11 protein-coding genes and 1 pseudogene are annotated in these 16,708 nt (G+C 71.2%); 1 reads left to right on the top strand and 11 read right to left on the bottom strand.

Translation table 11 applies throughout. The features are described from left to right. Window positions 1-80 precede the first annotated feature (80 nt). The 8 genes from tmk to bldG all read right to left on the bottom strand — a co-directional run bounded on the left by tmk (window position 81) and on the right by bldG (window position 13,155). Window positions 81-3,302 (bottom strand): dTMP kinase, encoded by a 3,222-nt coding sequence (gene tmk, locus ACIQHQ_RS32465; protein ID WP_402618861.1) that lies wholly within the window; start codon window positions 3,300-3,302, stop codon window positions 81-83. A gap of 154 nt (window positions 3,303-3,456) precedes the next feature. After that, window positions 3,457-6,261 (bottom strand): type I DNA topoisomerase, encoded by a 2,805-nt coding sequence (gene topA, locus ACIQHQ_RS32470; protein WP_402618863.1) that lies wholly within the window; start codon window positions 6,259-6,261, stop codon window positions 3,457-3,459. Window positions 6,262-6,507: 246 nt separating this feature from the next. Next, on the bottom strand, window positions 6,508-6,705 hold the full coding sequence (locus tag ACIQHQ_RS32475) for a hypothetical protein (RefSeq protein WP_402618865.1): 198 nt from the start codon (window positions 6,703-6,705) through the stop codon (window positions 6,508-6,510). A gap of 300 nt (window positions 6,706-7,005) precedes the next feature. Then, window positions 7,006-8,571, bottom strand: a complete 1,566-nt coding sequence (locus tag ACIQHQ_RS32480) for a methyltransferase (RefSeq protein ID WP_402618868.1) — start codon at window positions 8,569-8,571, stop codon at window positions 7,006-7,008. A gap of 232 nt (window positions 8,572-8,803) precedes the next feature. After that, window positions 8,804-9,394: a small secreted protein gene (locus ACIQHQ_RS32485; RefSeq protein ID WP_402618870.1), complete on the bottom strand. Its 591-nt coding sequence runs from the start codon at window positions 9,392-9,394 to the stop codon at window positions 8,804-8,806. 193 nt (window positions 9,395-9,587) lie between these two features. Further along, window positions 9,588-11,993, bottom strand: coding sequence for a sodium-translocating pyrophosphatase (locus tag ACIQHQ_RS32490; protein WP_402618873.1), 2,406 nt, complete (start codon window positions 11,991-11,993; stop codon window positions 9,588-9,590). A 273-nt stretch (window positions 11,994-12,266) separates the two neighbouring features. Continuing rightward, the gene (locus ACIQHQ_RS32495; protein WP_402618876.1) at window positions 12,267-12,692 is read right to left on the bottom strand and encodes an ATP-binding protein; all 426 of its coding nucleotides are present in this window, start codon (window positions 12,690-12,692) and stop codon (window positions 12,267-12,269) included. 121 nt (window positions 12,693-12,813) lie between these two features. After that, complete coding sequence (gene bldG, locus ACIQHQ_RS32500; protein ID WP_003991900.1) at window positions 12,814-13,155, bottom strand: anti-sigma factor antagonist BldG; 342 nt, start codon at window positions 13,153-13,155, stop codon at window positions 12,814-12,816. A 78-nt stretch (window positions 13,156-13,233) separates the two neighbouring features. On the opposite strand from bldG, the gene ACIQHQ_RS32505 reads away from it, so the two are divergent. Then, on the top strand, window positions 13,234-15,783 hold the full coding sequence (locus ACIQHQ_RS32505; RefSeq protein ID WP_402618879.1) for a DEAD/DEAH box helicase: 2,550 nt from the start codon (window positions 13,234-13,236) through the stop codon (window positions 15,781-15,783). Window positions 15,784-15,823: 40 nt separating this feature from the next. On the opposite strand, the pseudogene ACIQHQ_RS32510 reads toward ACIQHQ_RS32505, so the two are convergent. The 3 genes and pseudogenes from ACIQHQ_RS32510 to ACIQHQ_RS32520 all read right to left on the bottom strand — a co-directional run. Next, window positions 15,824-16,096: pseudogene (locus ACIQHQ_RS32510) on the bottom strand (Rv3654c family TadE-like protein); the annotation flags it as partial. A gap of 44 nt (window positions 16,097-16,140) precedes the next feature. Continuing rightward, on the bottom strand, window positions 16,141-16,500 hold the full coding sequence (locus ACIQHQ_RS32515; RefSeq protein ID WP_402618882.1) for a TadE family type IV pilus minor pilin: 360 nt from the start codon (window positions 16,498-16,500) through the stop codon (window positions 16,141-16,143). Beyond that, on the bottom strand, window positions 16,487-16,696 hold the full coding sequence (locus tag ACIQHQ_RS32520; protein ID WP_402618885.1) for a DUF4244 domain-containing protein: 210 nt from the start codon (window positions 16,694-16,696) through the stop codon (window positions 16,487-16,489). Before ACIQHQ_RS32520 ends, ACIQHQ_RS32515 begins: the two co-directional genes overlap by 14 nt. Between the last annotated feature and the right edge of the window lie 12 nt (window positions 16,697-16,708).

Below are 16,708 nucleotides of genomic sequence, written 5' to 3' on the forward strand. Positions count from 1 at the left end.
GACCACTGACAACGCCTGCCGCCCCCCACCCGGCCCCGCGGTGGCGGAGTCCGGGCTCCCGCGTCCGTCCGCCGGAGGCGTCAGCGCCCCCGGCCGCCCCTGCCCCGTCGTCCACGCCCCTCGTCCGGCTCGTCGTCGTGCGGTCCGAGCAGCTCGTCCGCCAGCGAGGGCAGATCGTCCAGCGGCGTCTCCTCGGCCCAGTCGGACCGGCGGCGGCGCGGCGTCCCGTCGGCGTCGACCTGGGGCATCTCCCGCGTCCGGTCCTCGGTGCCGTCGGGCCGGGCGGCCGGGGTGTCCTCGCGGAAGTACCCGGGCGGCACCCGGTCCGCCGGCTCCTCACCTCGTACGGGCGGCAGTACGGCCGTCTCCTCGGCGTCCCCCGGGCGGACCGGAGGCAGTACCGCTGTCTCGTCGGCCGCAGCGGCGTCCCGGTCGCGCACCTGCGGCAGCACCTCGGTCTGGTCACCGGCCGACGGAACCGGCGGCTTCGGCAGCTCGGCGGTCACCTCCGCCTCGGATTCACCGGAGATCCGGTCCGCACCACGCTGTTCGTCCCGCACCGGGCGCAGCACCGTCGTGTCGTCACCCGCGCCGCCGGGGGCCACCACGGGCGTCGGCACGGTCGCCGCGTCCTGAGCCGGGGCCACCGAACCCGCAGTGCGCCTCGGGGCCGAGCTCTTGGGGCCGACCTCGGCCGCGGCGGCCGCCGCCTCCGCGAGCCGCCGTGCCTCCTCGGCCCGCAGCAGGGCCTGCTCGGCCTTGCGCTGCTTCTCCAGGCGGAGCGCCTCGGCCTCGGCACGCAGGCGGGCCTCCTCCTCGGCCTGCTTGCGGCGACGCTCCTCCTCGGCCTTGCGGCGGGCCTCCTCCTCGGCGCGGGCCTTCTCCTCCGCGAGAAGCCGGGCCCGCTCCTCCTCGGCCTTCCGACGGGCTTCCTCGGCGCGGCGCCGGGCTTCCTCCGCCTGCCGTTCGGCCTCGCGGCGCTGCGCCTCCTCCAGCTCGCGGCGCTTGCGCTCCTCCTCCTCGGCGCGCAGCTTGGCGAGCTGTTCCTGGCGCTCACGCTCCAGGCGCTCCTCCTCGGCCTTGCGGGCGGCCTCTTCCTCGGCCTTGCGGCGGGCTTCCTCCTCGGCCTTCCTGCGCGCCTCCTCCTGGGCCTTGATCTCGGCCTCGGACAGCGGCAGCACCTGGTCGAGCCGGTGCCGGATGACGGTCGTGACGGCTTCGGGCTCCTGGCCGGCGTCCACCACCAGGTACCGCCCGGCGTCTGCCGCGGCCAGGGTGAGGAATCCGGCGCGCACACGCGCGTGGAACTCGGCGGGCTCGGACTCCAGCCGGTCCGGCGCCTCGGTGAACCGCTCGCGGGCGGTCTCCGGCGCGACGTCCAGCAGCACGGTCAGATGCGGCACCAGCCCGTTCGTCGCCCAGCGGTTGATGCGGGCGATCTCGGTCGGCGACAGGTCGCGGCCGGCGCCCTGGTAGGCGACGGACGAGTCGATGTACCGGTCGGAGATGACGACGGCGCCGCGCTCCAGGGCGGGCCGTACGACGGTGTCGATGTGCTCCGCCCGGTCGGCCGCGTACAACAGCGCCTCCGCGCGGTGGGACAGGCCCGCGCTCGACACGTCCAGCAGGATCGACCGCAGCCGCTTGCCGACCGGCGTCGCCCCCGGCTCGCGTGTCAGCACGACCTCGTGGCCCTTGCCGCGGATCCACTCGGCGAGCGCCTCGGCCTGCGTGGACTTGCCGGCCCCGTCGCCGCCCTCCAGGGCGATGAAGAAGCCCGTGGCCGCCGTTTCAGGCTCCGGGTCGTCGCCGCCGAGCAGCGCGTCCTTCAGGTCCTGCCGCAGGGGCACGCCGGAACGGTCGTCGACCTTGGCCAGCACCAGCGCGGCGACCGGCAGCAGCAGGGCGCCGGCCAGCATCAGCGTGAAGGCCGCGCCGCCGTGTGCGAAGACGAACTTGCCGCTCTCCAGCCGGTGCGGGCCGATCGCCGCCGCCACCACCGGGGCGATCACCGCGCCGAGCGCCACGCAGACCCGCACGACCGCGTGCAGGTGCTCCGTCGTGCGGAGTCGGCGGTACTCCTCGGTCTCCTGGTCGAGCAGGGTGTGGCCGATGTTGGCGGACATGCCCGCGCCGACGCCGGCCAGGGCGAGGATCAGCAGCACGGTGGTGACGTCCGGGACCAGTCCGGCGGCCAGCAGGGCGACCCCGGTGAAGGCGATCGTCAGCGCGAGCAGCCTGCGGCGGGACAGGGCGGGCATGAGGGCGGGCGCTGTGCGGATCCCGACGACGACACCGCCGGTCAGCGCGGCCGCGAACAGGCCGTAGAGCACCGGGCCGCCGCCCAGGTCCTTGGCGTGCAGCACGGCGACGGCGACCGCGGCCGACACCGCCGCGGCGACGGCGGCGCAGGCCAGGACCAGCAGCGGCATCGCGCCGGTGCGGCCCTTGTCGGTGCCGGTGCCGGTCTTCGGGCGGCGCAGCCCCTCGAGCGGCGACCGCGCGCGCGGGGTGCGCGTGCCGGGCAGTTCCAGGAAGGTCAGCACGGACAGGGACGCGGCGAAGAGTCCGGCGGCCACGTAGGAGGCGAGGGCCGCCTGGTGCTGGCCGAACCAGTCGATGCCGGCGCCGAGAAGGTTGTTGAACAGGGACGCCACCACCAGCGTGACGGCCGCGAGGGGGATCGCCACGAAGCCGGTGCGCAGCGACAGGCGGCGCAGGGCGTCCATGTGGTCGGGCAGGGGCCGGACCGTCGCGCCCTCCGGCGGCGGGGCGGGCAGCAGCGCGGGAGCCGCGCTCTCGCGGCACACCGTCCACAACCGCTCGGCGACCCCGGTCACGAAGGCCGTGACGAGAAGGACGGCCAGGGCGTCCTCGGGCATCCAGTCGATCCACAGGGGCGCGACGATGAGCAGCGCCGCGCGCAGGCCGTCGGCGCCCACCATGGTCCAGCGGCGGTCCAGGGGGCCGTCCTGCGAGGTGAGGGCGGTGAGCGGGCCGAGCAGCACGGCGCCGAACAGGAGCGTCGCGAGGATGCGCACCCCGAAAACGGTCGCCACTGCGAACGCCACGCCCCGGTAGCCACCCCCGAACGAGCCTTCGGCGACGGCCGCCTGGAGTGCGAGGACGACCAGCACGAGAAGGGCGAGGGTGTCCCCCACACCCCCCACGAGTTGTGCGCTCCACAACCGCTTCAGCTGCGGTCGGCGCAGCAGGGCGCGGACGGCACGCTCGCGGGAGTCCGCGACCAGGGCATCGTCGGGGGCGGGCTGAGGGGCCGTTGGGTGGTCGGCTCGCGTCATGCGTTCAGCCTATCGGGAGCCACCGTCACCCTGGAGGGCGCGGCCTGGCATGCGCACGCCCCGACACCGAAGTGTTGCCGGGGCGTTCGCTTTCCGAACCCCGGGCGAAGATCCGGACGCAGTGGTCCGGATTCCGTACAGGGCCCGAACGGCCTCAGTCCTCCGTGGACTTGGCGGCCGTCGCCGTCTTGGCGGCCGTCTTCTTCGCGGCGGTGGTCTTCTTCGCGGTCGTGGTCTTCTTCGCCGCCGTCTTCTTGGCCGTCGTCGCCTTCTTCGCCGGCGCCTTCTTCGCGGTCTTCTTCGCCGGCCCCTTGGCACGCTTCTCGGCGAGCAGCTCGAAACCGCGCTCAGGAGTGATGTCCTCGACACTGTCGCCGGAACGCAGGGTCGCGTTGGTCTCCCCGTCGGTGACGTACGGACCGAAGCGGCCGTCCTTGACCACGACCGGCTTCTCGCTCACCGGATCGGTGCCCAGCTCCTTCAGCGGCGGCTTGGCGGCCGCCCGGCCGCGCTGCTTGGGCTGGGCGTAGATCGCCAGTGCCTCCTCCAGCGTGATCGTGAAGAGCTGCTCCTCGGCCTGGAGCGAACGCGAGTCGGTGCCCTTCTTCAGATACGGGCCGTAGCGGCCGTTCTGCGCGGTGATCTCCTGGCCCTCGGCGTCGACGCCGACGACACGCGGCAGCGACATCAGCTTCAGGGCGTCGTCGAGGGTCACCGTGTCCAGGGACATCGTCTTGAACAGGGACGCCGTGCGCGGCTTGACCGCGTTCTTGCCCGTCTTCGGGGTGCCCTCGGGGAGGATCTCCGTGACGTACGGGCCGTACCGGCCGTCCTTGGCGACGATCGTGTGGCCGGTGGCGGGGTCCGTGCCCAGCTCGTAGTCACCGCTCGGCTTGGCGAGCAGTTCCTCCGCGAGGTCGACGGTCAGCTCGTCCGGCGCGAGGTCCTCGGGGATGTCGGCGCGCTGGTGCTGCTCGGTGTCCTTCTCGCCACGCTCGATGTACGGACCGTAGCGGCCGACCCGCAGCATGATGTCGTTGGCCACCGGGAACGACGACACCTCGCGCGCGTCGATCGCGCCCAGGTCCGTCACCAGCTCCTTGAGGCCGCCGAGGTGGTCGCCGTCGCCGTTGCCGGCGTCGGCCGCGACGCCGCTGACCGTGCCCTCGCCGAAGTAGAACCGCTTCAGCCACGGCACGGACTGCGCCTCACCGCGGGCGATGCGGTCGAGGTCGTCCTCCATCTTGGCGGTGAAGTCGTAGTCGACGAGCCGCCCGAAGTGCTTCTCCAGGAGGTTGACCACGGCGAAGGACAGGAAGGACGGCACCAGGGCCGTGCCCTTCTTGAAGACGTAGCCGCGGTCGAGGATCGTGCCGATGATCGACGCGTACGTCGACGGGCGGCCGATCTCTCGCTCTTCGAGCTCCTTGACCAGGGACGCCTCGGTGTAGCGGGCCGGGGGCTTGGTGGCGTGCCCGTCGACCGTGATCTCCTCGGCGCTCAGGGCGTCGCCCTCGAGGACCTGCGGCAACCGGCGCTCGCGGTCGTCCAGCTCGGCGTTCGGGTCGTCAGCGCCCTCGACGTAGGCCTTCAGGAAGCCGTGGAAGGTGATCGTCTTGCCGGACGCGCTGAACTCGACGTCCCGGCCGTCGGCCGCGGTGCCGCCGATCTTCACCGTGACGCTGTTGCCGGTGGCGTCCTTCATCTGGGAAGCGACGGTCCGCTTCCAGATCAGCTCGTACAGCTTGAACTGGTCACCGGTCAGGCCGGTCTCGGCGGGAGTGCGGAAACGATCACCCGAGGGGCGGATCGCCTCGTGCGCCTCCTGCGCGTTCTTGACCTTCCCGGCGTACGTCCTCGGCTGCGGCGGCAGGTATTCGGCGCCGTACAGCTGCGTGACCTGGGCGCGGGCGGCGGAGACCGCCGTGTCGCTCAGGGTCGTGGAGTCCGTACGCATGTAGGTGATGTAGCCGTTCTCGTACAGCTTCTGCGCGACCTGCATCGTGGCCTTCGCGCCGAAGCCGAGCTTGCGGCTGGCCTCCTGCTGCAGCGTCGTCGTACGGAACGGGGCGTACGGCGAGCGGCGGTACGGCTTGGACTCGACGGAGCGGACGGCGAACCGCGTCCGCTCCAGGGCGGCGGCCAGAGCGCGGGCGTTCGCCTCGTCGAGGTGGAGGGTGTTCGGGCTCTTCAGTTGTCCCAGGGAGTCGAAGTCGCGGCCCTGCGCGACCCGCCTGCCGTCGACGGTCTGCAGGCGCGCGACCAGCGACGACGGGTCCGACGAGTCTCCGGCGCGGCCGGTCGCGAAGGTGCCCGTCAGGTCCCAGTACTCAGCCGAACGAAACGCGATGCGCTCGCGTTCCCGCTCCACGACGAGTCGTGTGGCCACCGACTGGACACGGCCCGCGGACAGCCGCGGCATGACCTTCTTCCACAGGACCGGCGAGACCTCGTAGCCGTAGAGGCGGTCGAGGATGCGGCGGGTCTCCTGGGCGTCGACGAGCTTCTGGTTGAGCTCGCGCGGATTGGCGACGGCGGCCTGGATCGCGGCCTTGGTGATCTCGTGGAAGACCATCCGCTTGACCGGGACCTTGGGCTTGAGCACCTCCTGGAGGTGCCAGGCGATGGCCTCGCCCTCGCGGTCCTCATCGGTGGCGAGGAAGAGTTCGTCGGACTCCTTCAGCAGGTCCTTGAGCTTCTTGACCTGCGCCTTCTTGTCTGCGTTGACCACATAGATCGGCTGGAAGTCGTGTTCGACATCCACACCGAGGCGGCGAACCTCGCCGGTGTACTTCTCGGGCACCTCGGCGGCGCCGTTGGGAAGGTCGCGGATGTGCCCGACGCTCGCCTCGACAATGTATCCGGGACCGAGATAGCCCTTGATCGTCTTCGCCTTGGCAGGCGACTCGACGATGACGAGTCGGCGGCCGCCCTTCGCGGTCTCGCTGGTCGGGGACAACTTCGCTCTTCTCTCCGGTCGACGCTGGGGCCTCCCCGGAGTCGCTCACCGGGGCTGGGTACGTGGTGACGCTGCGGAGTGTGACGGTACATCCCGTCCCCGTGTCAAACGGGAAAAGCCCGCAACGGCCACTCGAACGGTAACCCGACTACCACCAATCCTGCCGCCCGGAGTGCCCGGAGCAGGCCGGGCCCCATGCGGAGTGCTACCGACCGGTCACCGGCGGGCACGCCTGCGGTGCCCGCCTCAGAGGCGGCTGAAGCACCACGTTCCGATCGCCAGGGCGAGCACCGACACGACCCCCGAGAGGGCCGCGGACGGGACGGGCCTCACCCCGTGGGCGACGGGCCTGTGCCGACCCACACAGATCGCGGTCCACACCAGCAGCCCGCCTCCGAACAGGGAGAACACCACTCCCGCGAAGATCGCCGGTTCGCTCTCCATGGCCCGCCAGTGCCCCTTTCCTCCGGTCCGCCCAGTGTCAGCCCCGGGAGGCTGACACGGGCGGGCGGCGGGCAGGCGAACCCGAGGTGAACACGGGCGCGGCACAGCAGTGGATCAAGGGCGTCCGGTTCCTCACGGTCGTCTCGGACGAGGTGTCCAAATCGACTCGAATTTGTTGGCGAGCCTCCTCTACCGACCCGATGAAGCGGCTCTGGCGAGGGATCTCCTCGGGGTGGAGGCGGCGCGGGCGCGGCGGGCGACGCTCGCGGTCCAGGACACCTGGGCGCCCCGGCCGCCCTCTCAGCGCACCGGCTCCAGGTACCCCTGCTCGACCAGCAGCCGGATCTGGGCCGGTGTGCGGTCGCGCAGCAGCACCGGGTCCTCCCCGATCAGCTGGGCGATGGCGTCGAGGATGCGGCCCGCGCTCATCGTGCCGTCGCAGACACCCGCGAAGCCCGCGCCGACCGTGTCCACCCGGGTCGCCCGGCGCATGCCGCGGTTCTGGCGCAGTACGACGTGCTCGGGGTCCTCGGCCCCCGGCAGCCCGACCTGTTCCTGCACGACCTCCGCGGCGAGCCGGAAATGCCCTTCGAGCAGCGCGGCGTCGTCGTGGTCGCGCAGGTGGTCGAGCCGGTCGAAGTGGGCCCGGATCGTGTCACCGAGCGGCTGCTCGACCGGGTGCGGCCACTCCTCCACCGTGATCGAGGGCACGGCCGCGTCCGTCCTGCGCAGGGTGATCCAGCCGAAGCCGACGGCCTTCACCTTGCGCGCCTCGAACTCGTCGAGCCATGCGTCGTACCGCGCCTGGTACTCCGCCGCGTCGCCCCGGTGGTCGCCGGCGTCACGCAGCCACAGCTCGGCGTACTGGTTGATGTCCTGCACCTCGCGCTGCACGATCCACGCGTCGCAGCCGCGGGGCACCCATGACCTGAGCCGGTCCTGCCAGTCCTCCCCTTCCACGTGCTGCCAGTTGGCGAGGAACTGCGCGAAACCGCCCTCGGTCAGGCGATCGCCCGCTCCGTGAACGAGCGTGCGACACAGATCGTCCCCGCCCATCCCGCCGTCACGGTAGGTGAGCCGCGCACCGGGAGAGATCACGAAGGGCGGGTTCGAGACGATCAGGTCGAACGTCTCGTCGCTGCGCACCGGCTCGAAGAGGGATCCCTCGCGCAACTCGGCGGCCGCGCTGCCGGACAGCGCCAGCGTGAGGACGGTGATGTGCAGGGCACGCGGGTTGAGGTCGGTGGCCGCGACGCGCGTGGCGTGCTGCGCCGCGTGCAGGGCCTGGATGCCGGATCCGGTGCCGAGGTCGAGCGCGGCGGCGACGGGCGTGCGGACGGTGATGCCGGCGAGGGTCGTGGAGGCGCCGCCGACCCCGAGGACGACCCCTTCCTCACGCCGGCCGATGCCGCCGGCGCCGCCGACCGCGCAGCCGAGGTCCGAGACGATGAACCAGTCCTCGCCGCCGGGTCCGCCGTAAGGCCGGACATCCACCGTGGCGGCGAGTTCGCCCCCGCCGGCCCGGGCCAGCCAGCCGCTCTCCAGGCAGGTGTCGACGGGCAGGACGTCCGCCGCGCGCGCGTGCGGCACGGGCTGCTGGAGCAGGAACAGCCGGACGAGCATCTCCAGCGGTGTGTCCCCGCGGGTCGCCCGGAGCGCGGGCACGGTCTCGCTCCGGGCGAGCGCCGCGTACGCGGGGGCGCCGAGCAGGTCGAGCAGTCCGTCGGCGGTGAAGGAGGCCGCGAGCAGGGCGTCCCGGAGCCGGGCGGCGACATCGGGGCGGTCGGAGGCGGGCAGCGGGGGCAGGGGTGATGGGCTGGCGTTACTCACGCCCCCATTGTGGCCGCCGTTACGGGAGTCGCACATGCCCGTGCCGGGGTATCGCACGGAGTCGCACATGCCCGTGCCGGGGTATCGCACGGGTGCTTGCGGGAACACGCGGACACCGTCCGCGGCGAGCACGACGGTGTCGGGTCTGCCGTGCGTGCTCTCGTGCGGCCGGGCACGTACGTGCACCCGGCACATCAGCCGCCGCCGGTGCGGTCGCCACCGGGCCAGCCGCCGGGCTCCCGTCGCCCCGGCGCGACTGCTCCGTCCCTCAGCTCTGGGTGGCTCCCGCCGACGCCGTGGCCGCCTTGCAGCTGGACTGCCGGGCCATGGCCTGGCCGACCTCGCCCTCCTCCAGGTTCCTGAGGGCGTCGTTCCCGCTCTGGCTCAGCTTGTCCAGCTCGGTGGCGATGTCCTTCAGGCCGTCGGCGAACTTGCCCTGGTCCTTGGTGTCGAGCCCGTCGACCTGCTTCTTCAGGGAGGCGTACGAGGTGGAGATCGCGTTGAGCTCCTTCACCGCGTCCTGCTGCTTCTTCTCGCCGTTCTCGACGTCCGGCGCCCCGGCCTTGTTCACGGCGGTTCCGATCGCCTTGTAGGCGTCGGACATGTCCTGGAAGGCCTGCGCGTCGGTCTTCTGGACGTCCTCCGGCGTGCTGTTGTCGGAGGTCTCCTTCTGGATCGCGGCATTGGCCGACTCGATCTTCTTGGCCTGCGGCTGCACGGCGTCACAGACCTGCTTGGCCCAGGAGTCCAGCTTGTCGTTGCCGTCGTCGCCGCCGCAGCCCGACAGCGCCAGTACCAGTACCGCACCGCCGGACAGTGCGGCCGCGAGCTTCTTGTTCACCGGTTTGGTCCCTTCCATGGCTCTCGGCCCCGGAACATACACGCCGGATGCACGGCAACCACACGGCGAACGTCTATTAAGACCGTTTTGTAACCTTTTGCACCAAGCGAGAGAAGGCTCACGCGTGATCGTGTACCCACAAAGTGAGGGCGGGCGACGCGTCAACCCGCGCCGCCCGCCCGCACCTTGAGCTGGGGCTCGAAGGACCTCCCTACGAAACCACCGCCGGATCGGCTGACTTCGGTTCCGTCCCGGCGTTGTCTTCGTCACCCATGGCGATTCCCCGCCGCTTCGACACGTACACCGCCCCGACGATCACGACGAACGCGAGGGCGGCGATCAGGATCCGCACCCCGATGCTCTTGTCCGGGCCGTAGGAGAACTTGATCACCGCAGGCGCGATGAGCAGGGCCACCAGGTTCATGACCTTCAGCAGCGGGTTGATCGCGGGCCCCGCTGTGTCCTTGAACGGGTCGCCGACCGTGTCGCCGATCACGGTCGCCGCATGAGCCTCCCCACCCTTGCCTCCGTGGTGGCCGTCCTCGACGAGTTTCTTGGCGTTGTCCCAGGCGCCACCGGAGTTGGCGAGGAACACCGCCATCAGCGTGCCCGCGCCGATCGCGCCCGCGAGGAACGCGCCGAGCGGGCCGACGCCGAGCGTGAACCCGATGAAGATGGGCGCCAGCACGGCCAGCAGACCGGGGGTTGCGAGCTCGCGCAAGGCGTCCTTGGTGCAGATGTCGACGACCTTGCCGTACTCCGGAGTCTCGCTGTAGTCCATGATCCCGGGCTTCTCACGGAACTGCCGCCGCACCTCGTAGACCACGGAACCCGCCGACCGTGACACGGCGTTGATCGCCAGCCCCGAGAAGAGGAAGACGACCGCCGCGCCGGCGATGAGACCCACGAGGTTGTTGGGCTGCGAGATGTCCATCATCAGACTCATCGGGGCGCCGTCCCCGCTGAGTCTCTCGCCCACGTCCCGTGCGCCGGTGAAGATCGCGTCGCGGTACGACCCGAACAGCGCCGCCGCCGCGAGCACGGCCGTGGCGATGGCGATGCCCTTGGTGATCGCCTTGGTGGTGTTGCCGACCGCGTCCAGGTTGGTGAGCACCTGCGCGCCCGCGCCCTCGACGTCACCGGACATCTCCGCGATGCCTTGCGCGTTGTCGGAGACCGGGCCGAAGGTGTCCATCGCGACGATCACACCGACCGTGGTGAGCAGGCCGGTGCCGGCCAGTGCCACCGCGAACAGCGCCAGCATGATGGACGTGCCGCCGAGCAGGAAGGCCCCGTACACCCCGAGGCCGATCAACAGGGCGGTGTAGACGGCGGATTCGAGACCGACGGAGATACCCGCGAGGACGACGGTGGCCGGGCCGGTGAGCGAGCTCTTGCCGATGTCCCTGACGGGGCGGCGGGTGGTCTCGGTGAAATAGCCGGTCAGTTGCTGGATCAGGGCAGCGAGCACGATGCCGATGGCCACCGCGACCAGCGCGAGGACCCGCGGATCGCCGTCCTTGCTCAGGATCGCGGTGTCGGTGACCCCGTCGAGCTCGGAGAACTTCCCGGGCAGGTAGACGAAGACGGCCACCGCCACCAGCACCAGCGAGATCAGCGCGGAGATGAAGAACCCGCGGTTGATGGCGCTCATGCCGCTGCGGTCGGCGCGCCTGGGCGCCACCGCGAAGATGCCGATCATGGCGGTGATCACGCCGATCGCCGGCACCAGCAGCGGGAAGCCGAGCCCGGCGTCGCCGAAGGCGGCCGAGCCCAGGATCAGCGCGGCCACGAGCGTCACGGCGTACGACTCGAAGAGGTCGGCCGCCATGCCCGCGCAGTCGCCGACGTTGTCGCCCACATTGTCGGCGATGGTCGCGGCATTGCGCGGGTCGTCCTCCGGAATGCCCTGCTCGACCTTGCCGACCAGGTCGGCGCCGACGTCGGCGGCCTTGGTGAAGATGCCGCCGCCGACACGCATGAACATCGCGATCAGCGCGGCCCCGAGGCCGAAGCCCTCGAGCACCTTCGGCGCGTCGGCCGCGTACACCAGCACCACGCAGGAGGCGCCGAGCAGGCCGAGACCCACCGTGAACATGCCGACCACGCCGCCCGTGCGAAAGGCGATCTTCATCGCCTTGTGCGAGACGGTGGTCAGATCCTTTTCCGGCTCCCCTTGTGCGGGGGTGGCTTCACGCGCCGCCGCGGCGACACGCACATTGCTGCGTACGGCGAGCCACATGCCGATATAGCCGGTGGCTGCCGAGAACGCCGCTCCGATCAGGAAGAACACCGAACGTCCGGCACGCTGATTCCAGTCGTCCGCGGGCAGCAGCATGAGCAGGAAGAACACGACCACGGCGAATACGCCGAGCGTGCGCAGCTGACGGGCCAGATAGGCGTTCGCGCCTTCCTGGACCGCTGCCGCGATCTTCTTCATGCTGTCGGTGCCCTCGCCGGCCGCGAGTACCTGGCGCACCAGGACGCCCGCGACCGCCAGTGCCGCCAGTGCCACGACCGCGATGACCACGATGAGAACGCGGTTGCCATCAGTCAGTACGGCGGCTGCGAGGTCGGTGGGATGGCCCGACTGTTGTGAGAGGGAAAGCCCCGCCATTCGTCCTCCTTGACGCTTGGGCTGAGCTCAAGATGTGGACGGGATTGTAGGTACCGGAACCTGATCAAAACAGAGCGCGATAAAGGGAATTGGTCTTCCGAGGTAATGCCTTGAAAGCATTCTGAGCCGCCGTGGAGCACGCGAATGATCGTGAACGAATTCACGCGATGAACGGCACAGGAACCACTGTAAGTGCGAGCACTGACACCCGCACATGACGAAGGGCCCCACGGGTGGGGCCCTTCGTCAAGAACAGGGGTTGCGGTGGCGGGGTCAGACCAGAATCGTCGGCGGCGGTGTGGTCGGCCAGGTCATCTTGATCAGCCCGCCGTGCTCGCCCGCGCTGACCTCGACGTCGTCGACGAGTCCACTGATGACCGCGAGGCCCATCTCGTCCTCGTCGGCCTCCCCGCCGGAGTCGCCGGGTCCGCGCTCGCCGGAGACCGCGTGCGGGGCCTCGTCGCCGACCTCGATGGAGAACTGCTTCTCCTCCTCGATCAGCAGCACCTTCACCGGTGCCGAGATCCCGCCGGTCTGGTGCAGCCCGACGGCTCGGGTGCACGCCTCGCCGACGGCGAGCCTGACCTCGTCGAGGACGGCCTCGTCCACTCCGGCCCTGCGCGCCACCGCTGCCGCCACCAGCCGGGCGGTCCTGACGTGCTCGGGCAGCGCGCTGAAGCGGAGCTCAACGGTGGCCATGCATCCCCCTCGCAACTACGGGCGTGCTGTCGGGAGGCTCCGGGCCGGCGAAACCCGGGCCCCCTCGCTTGTCACTTCTGCCGAATGCCGGCCGGCCCGGGCACAGGGCCCGGGACCGGTGTCAGTCGGTGGCCGCAACCGCTTCCTCGACCGAGGTGTGAATCGGGAACACCTTGGTGAGACCGGTGATGCGGAAGATCTTCAAAATGCGCTCCTGGTTGCAGACCAGGCGCAGGGAGCCCTCATGGGCCCGCACACGCTTCAGGCCGCCGACCAGCACGCCGAGCCCGGTGGAGTCGAGGAAGTCCACGCCCTCCATGTCGACGACAAGGTGGAAACTGCCGTCGTTCACCAGCTCGACCAACTGCTCGCGCAGCTTGGGCGCGGTATATACGTCGATTTCGCCACCGACCCTGACGATCGTGCGATCGCCCATGGTTTCGGTCGACAGGGACAGGTCCACGGATCCTCCAGCACCTTGCTATCGAGCGGTCGCCCTAGGGGCATTCGGCTTCAGCCCCTGGACGCTTCGCCAGCCGCGATGGCATTCAATCACTTACCGGCAGGCGTGCACGACGCCTTGGCTCCATTGTCCGTCACGCCAGTGACACACTCGGTGCCGATGGCCAAGAATCACCGATCCGATCGGACCCCGACGGACCCCGCCTCCCGTCCCGCGCCGGGCGCGGTCCTGGACCGGCTCGCGTCCGGCCCGGGCAGGGCTTCGCGCATTACTCATACGGAGCACTTGCCCCCGCGCGCGGGTCGGCATGCCGTCTGGCCGGACCGGATCCGCGCGGAGGTCGTCGCCGCCGTGCGAGCCGCGGGCATCGAACATCCCTGGGCCCACCAGGCACGCGCCGCCGAGCACGCTCTCGACGGCGACTCGGTCGTCGTGGCCACCGGCACGGCCTCGGGCAAGTCCCTGGCCTACCTCGTGCCGGTCCTGTCCACCCTTCTGGAGGGCACGCAGGCCCCGAACGGCCGCGGCGCGACCACTCTCTACCTGGCTCCGACCAAGGCCCTCGCGGCGGACCAGTGCCGCTCCGTGAAGGAACTTTCACATCCCCTGGGCAATTCGGTACGCGCAGCCGTGTACGACGGCGATACTCCGTTCGAGGAACGCGAGTGGATCCGTCAGTACGCCAACTACGTCCTGACCAACCCGGACATGCTGCACCGCGGCATCCTGCCCTCCCACCCCCGCTGGTCCTCCTTCTTGAAGTCGCTGAAGTACGTCGTCATCGACGAGTGCCACACCTACCGCGGCGTCTTCGGCTCCCACGTCGCCCAGGTGTTGCGCCGATTGCGCCGCCTGTGTGCCCGCTACGGCGCGTCGCCGGTGTTCCTGCTGGCCTCCGCGACCGCCGCCGAGCCCGCGGTGGCCGCCCGCCGCCTCACCGGCGTGCCGGTGCTGGAGGTGGCCGACGACGCCTCCCCACGTGGTGAACTGGTGTTCGCCCTCTGGGAACCGCCGCTGACCGAACTGCACGGGGAAAGGGGCGCCCCCGTCCGCCGCACGGCCACCGCCGAGGCCGCCGACCTGCTGACCGACCTCACCGTGCAGGGCGTGCGCTCGGTGACATTCGTCCGCTCCCGGCGTGGCGCCGAGTTGATCTCGGTCATCTCCCAGGAGCGACTGGCCGAGGTCGACCGGTCGCTGGCCCGGCGTGTCGCGGCGTACCGGGGTGGCTATCTGCCGGAGGAGCGCCGCGCACTCGAACAAGCCCTCCATTCGGGTGAACTGCTGGGCCTCGCGGCGACGAACGCCCTCGAACTCGGCATCGACATCTCCGGCCTCGACGCGGTCGTCATCGCCGGCTATCCGGGCACGCGCGCCTCCCTGTGGCAGCAGGCGGGCCGGGCCGGACGGTCCGGGCAGGGAGCGCTGGCCGTTCTGGTCGCCCGTGACGACCCGCTGGACACCTTCCTCGTCCACCACCCCGAAGCCTTGTTCGACCAGCCCGTCGAATCGACCGTCCTCGACCCCGACAACCCCTACGTGCTGGCTCCGCACCTGTGCGCTGCCGCCGCGGAGCTGCCCCTGACGGACGAGGACCTCGATCTGTTCGGCCCCGCCAGCGAGGGCCTGCTGCCCCAGTTGGAGGCCGCGAAGCTGCTGCGCCGCCGCACCAAGGCCTGGCACTGGACCCGCCGGGAGCGTGCCGCCGATCTGACGGACATCCGCGGCGAGGGCGGACGCCCGGTCCAGGTCGTCGAGACCGGCACGGGCCGGCTGCTCGGCACGGTGGACGCCGGCGCCGCGCACTCGACGGTGCACGAGGGGGCGGTCCACCTCCACCAGGGCCGCACCTACCTGGTGCGATCGCTGGACCTGGAGGACTCCGTCGCCCTCGTCGAGGAGGCCGCCCCGCCGTACTCCACGGTTGCCCGGGACACGACGTCGATCTCCGTCCTGGCGACGGACGTCGAGGTCCCCTGGGGTGATGGCCGCCTCTGCTACGGCTCCGTCGAGGTCACCAACCAGGTCGTCTCCTTCCTGCGCAGACGGCTCATCACCGGCGAAGTGCTCGGCGAGACCAAACTCGACCTCCCTCCCCGTACGCTGCGCACCCGCGCCGTGTGGTGGACCGTCACCGAGGACCAGCTGGACCGGGCGCGGATCAACCCGGAGATCCTCGGCGGCTCCCTGCACGCGGCCGAACACGCGTCGATCGGCCTGCTGCCCCTCTTCGCGACCTGCGACCGCTGGGACATCGGCGGCGTGTCGATCCCGCTCCACCCCGATACGCTCCTGCCCACGGTCTTCGTCTACGACGGCCATCCGGGCGGCGCGGGCTTCGCGGAGCGCGCCTTCCACACCGCCCGCACCTGGCTGTCCGCCACCCGCCAGGCCATCGCCTCCTGCGAGTGCGAGGCCGGCTGTCCGTCCTGCATCCAGTCCCCCAAGTGCGGCAACGGCAACGATCCGCTGCACAAGAGGGGGGCGGTGCGCCTCCTCACGGTGCTCCTGGAGGGAGCTCCCGAGGAGAAGGCGGGCGCTTCGCAGGAGGCGGAGACGGCGGGTGGAGCAGCTGAGCAGCCGACGGGAGGCCCGGCAGAGCCGTCGCAGGCCCCGCCCGCGCCCTGACCTGAGCCGTGAACGGCCCCCGTCCCGACGCCGCCGTGACGTCCGAGATCTGGCCGGTGATCTCGCACCGCACGAGCCGCACGCCCTGTGCCCGGGCCACCCGGCCGGCCCGGGCACAGGCGGCCGCACCGCCCTCGGCCCAGTGGTCCGCCGCGGCGAGCGCCGCGAGATCCGCACCGCCCGCCGCACGATGCCGGATCACCACGGCCTGCCCGAGCGCGAGGACCACACCGAACACCACGCACAGGACGGCGATCGCCCCCACGCTCCAGACAGTGGCGGACCCGCGGTCCGAACCGGCGCGCCGGCCCATGGCCGCCGTCCTCCGGCCGGATCCGGCCCTCCCCCGGCGGCGCCTCACGTGCCCACCGCCTCCTCCACCGACGCCACGGCCTCCTCGCGCACGGCGAAGGACAGACCACCCAGCACCGGCGGCTCGGCCACGACGACCACCCGGACCTGCTCCGCATCCCGGCTGACGGTCACCTTCGCCCCGGGCGGCGCCGCCTCACGGGTCAGCTTCACGACCGCGTCGGGCGGGTCCTGACGGGCCGCCGCACGCGCTCCCGTCCGCGCCGCGTCCACACACTGGATCTGCGCGGCCACGGCCAGCAGCCCCCACACCAGAGCCATCGCGAACATCACCAGCACGGGCAGCACCACGGCCGACTCCGCCGTGACGAACCCGCGGTCGGTGCCCCGCTCACATCCGCGCATTGAGGGCTCCCTTCACGATGGCTTGCAGCTCAGCGCTGACCGGCCCGCTCGTGACGACCTTGTAGAGCACCACCGCGAACGCCACCGCGGCGATGATTCCCATCGCGTACTCGGAGGTGACCATCCCCCTGTCGCTCCGCGCCGTGCGCATCCCGCTCACCAGGGCACGCAGCCGTGCCCGTACCAGCTGATACATCTCAACCCCCGT

The organism is Streptomyces sp. NPDC092370 (genome assembly GCF_044755265.1).
GTDB lineage: Bacteria > Actinomycetota > Actinomycetes > Streptomycetales > Streptomycetaceae > Streptomyces.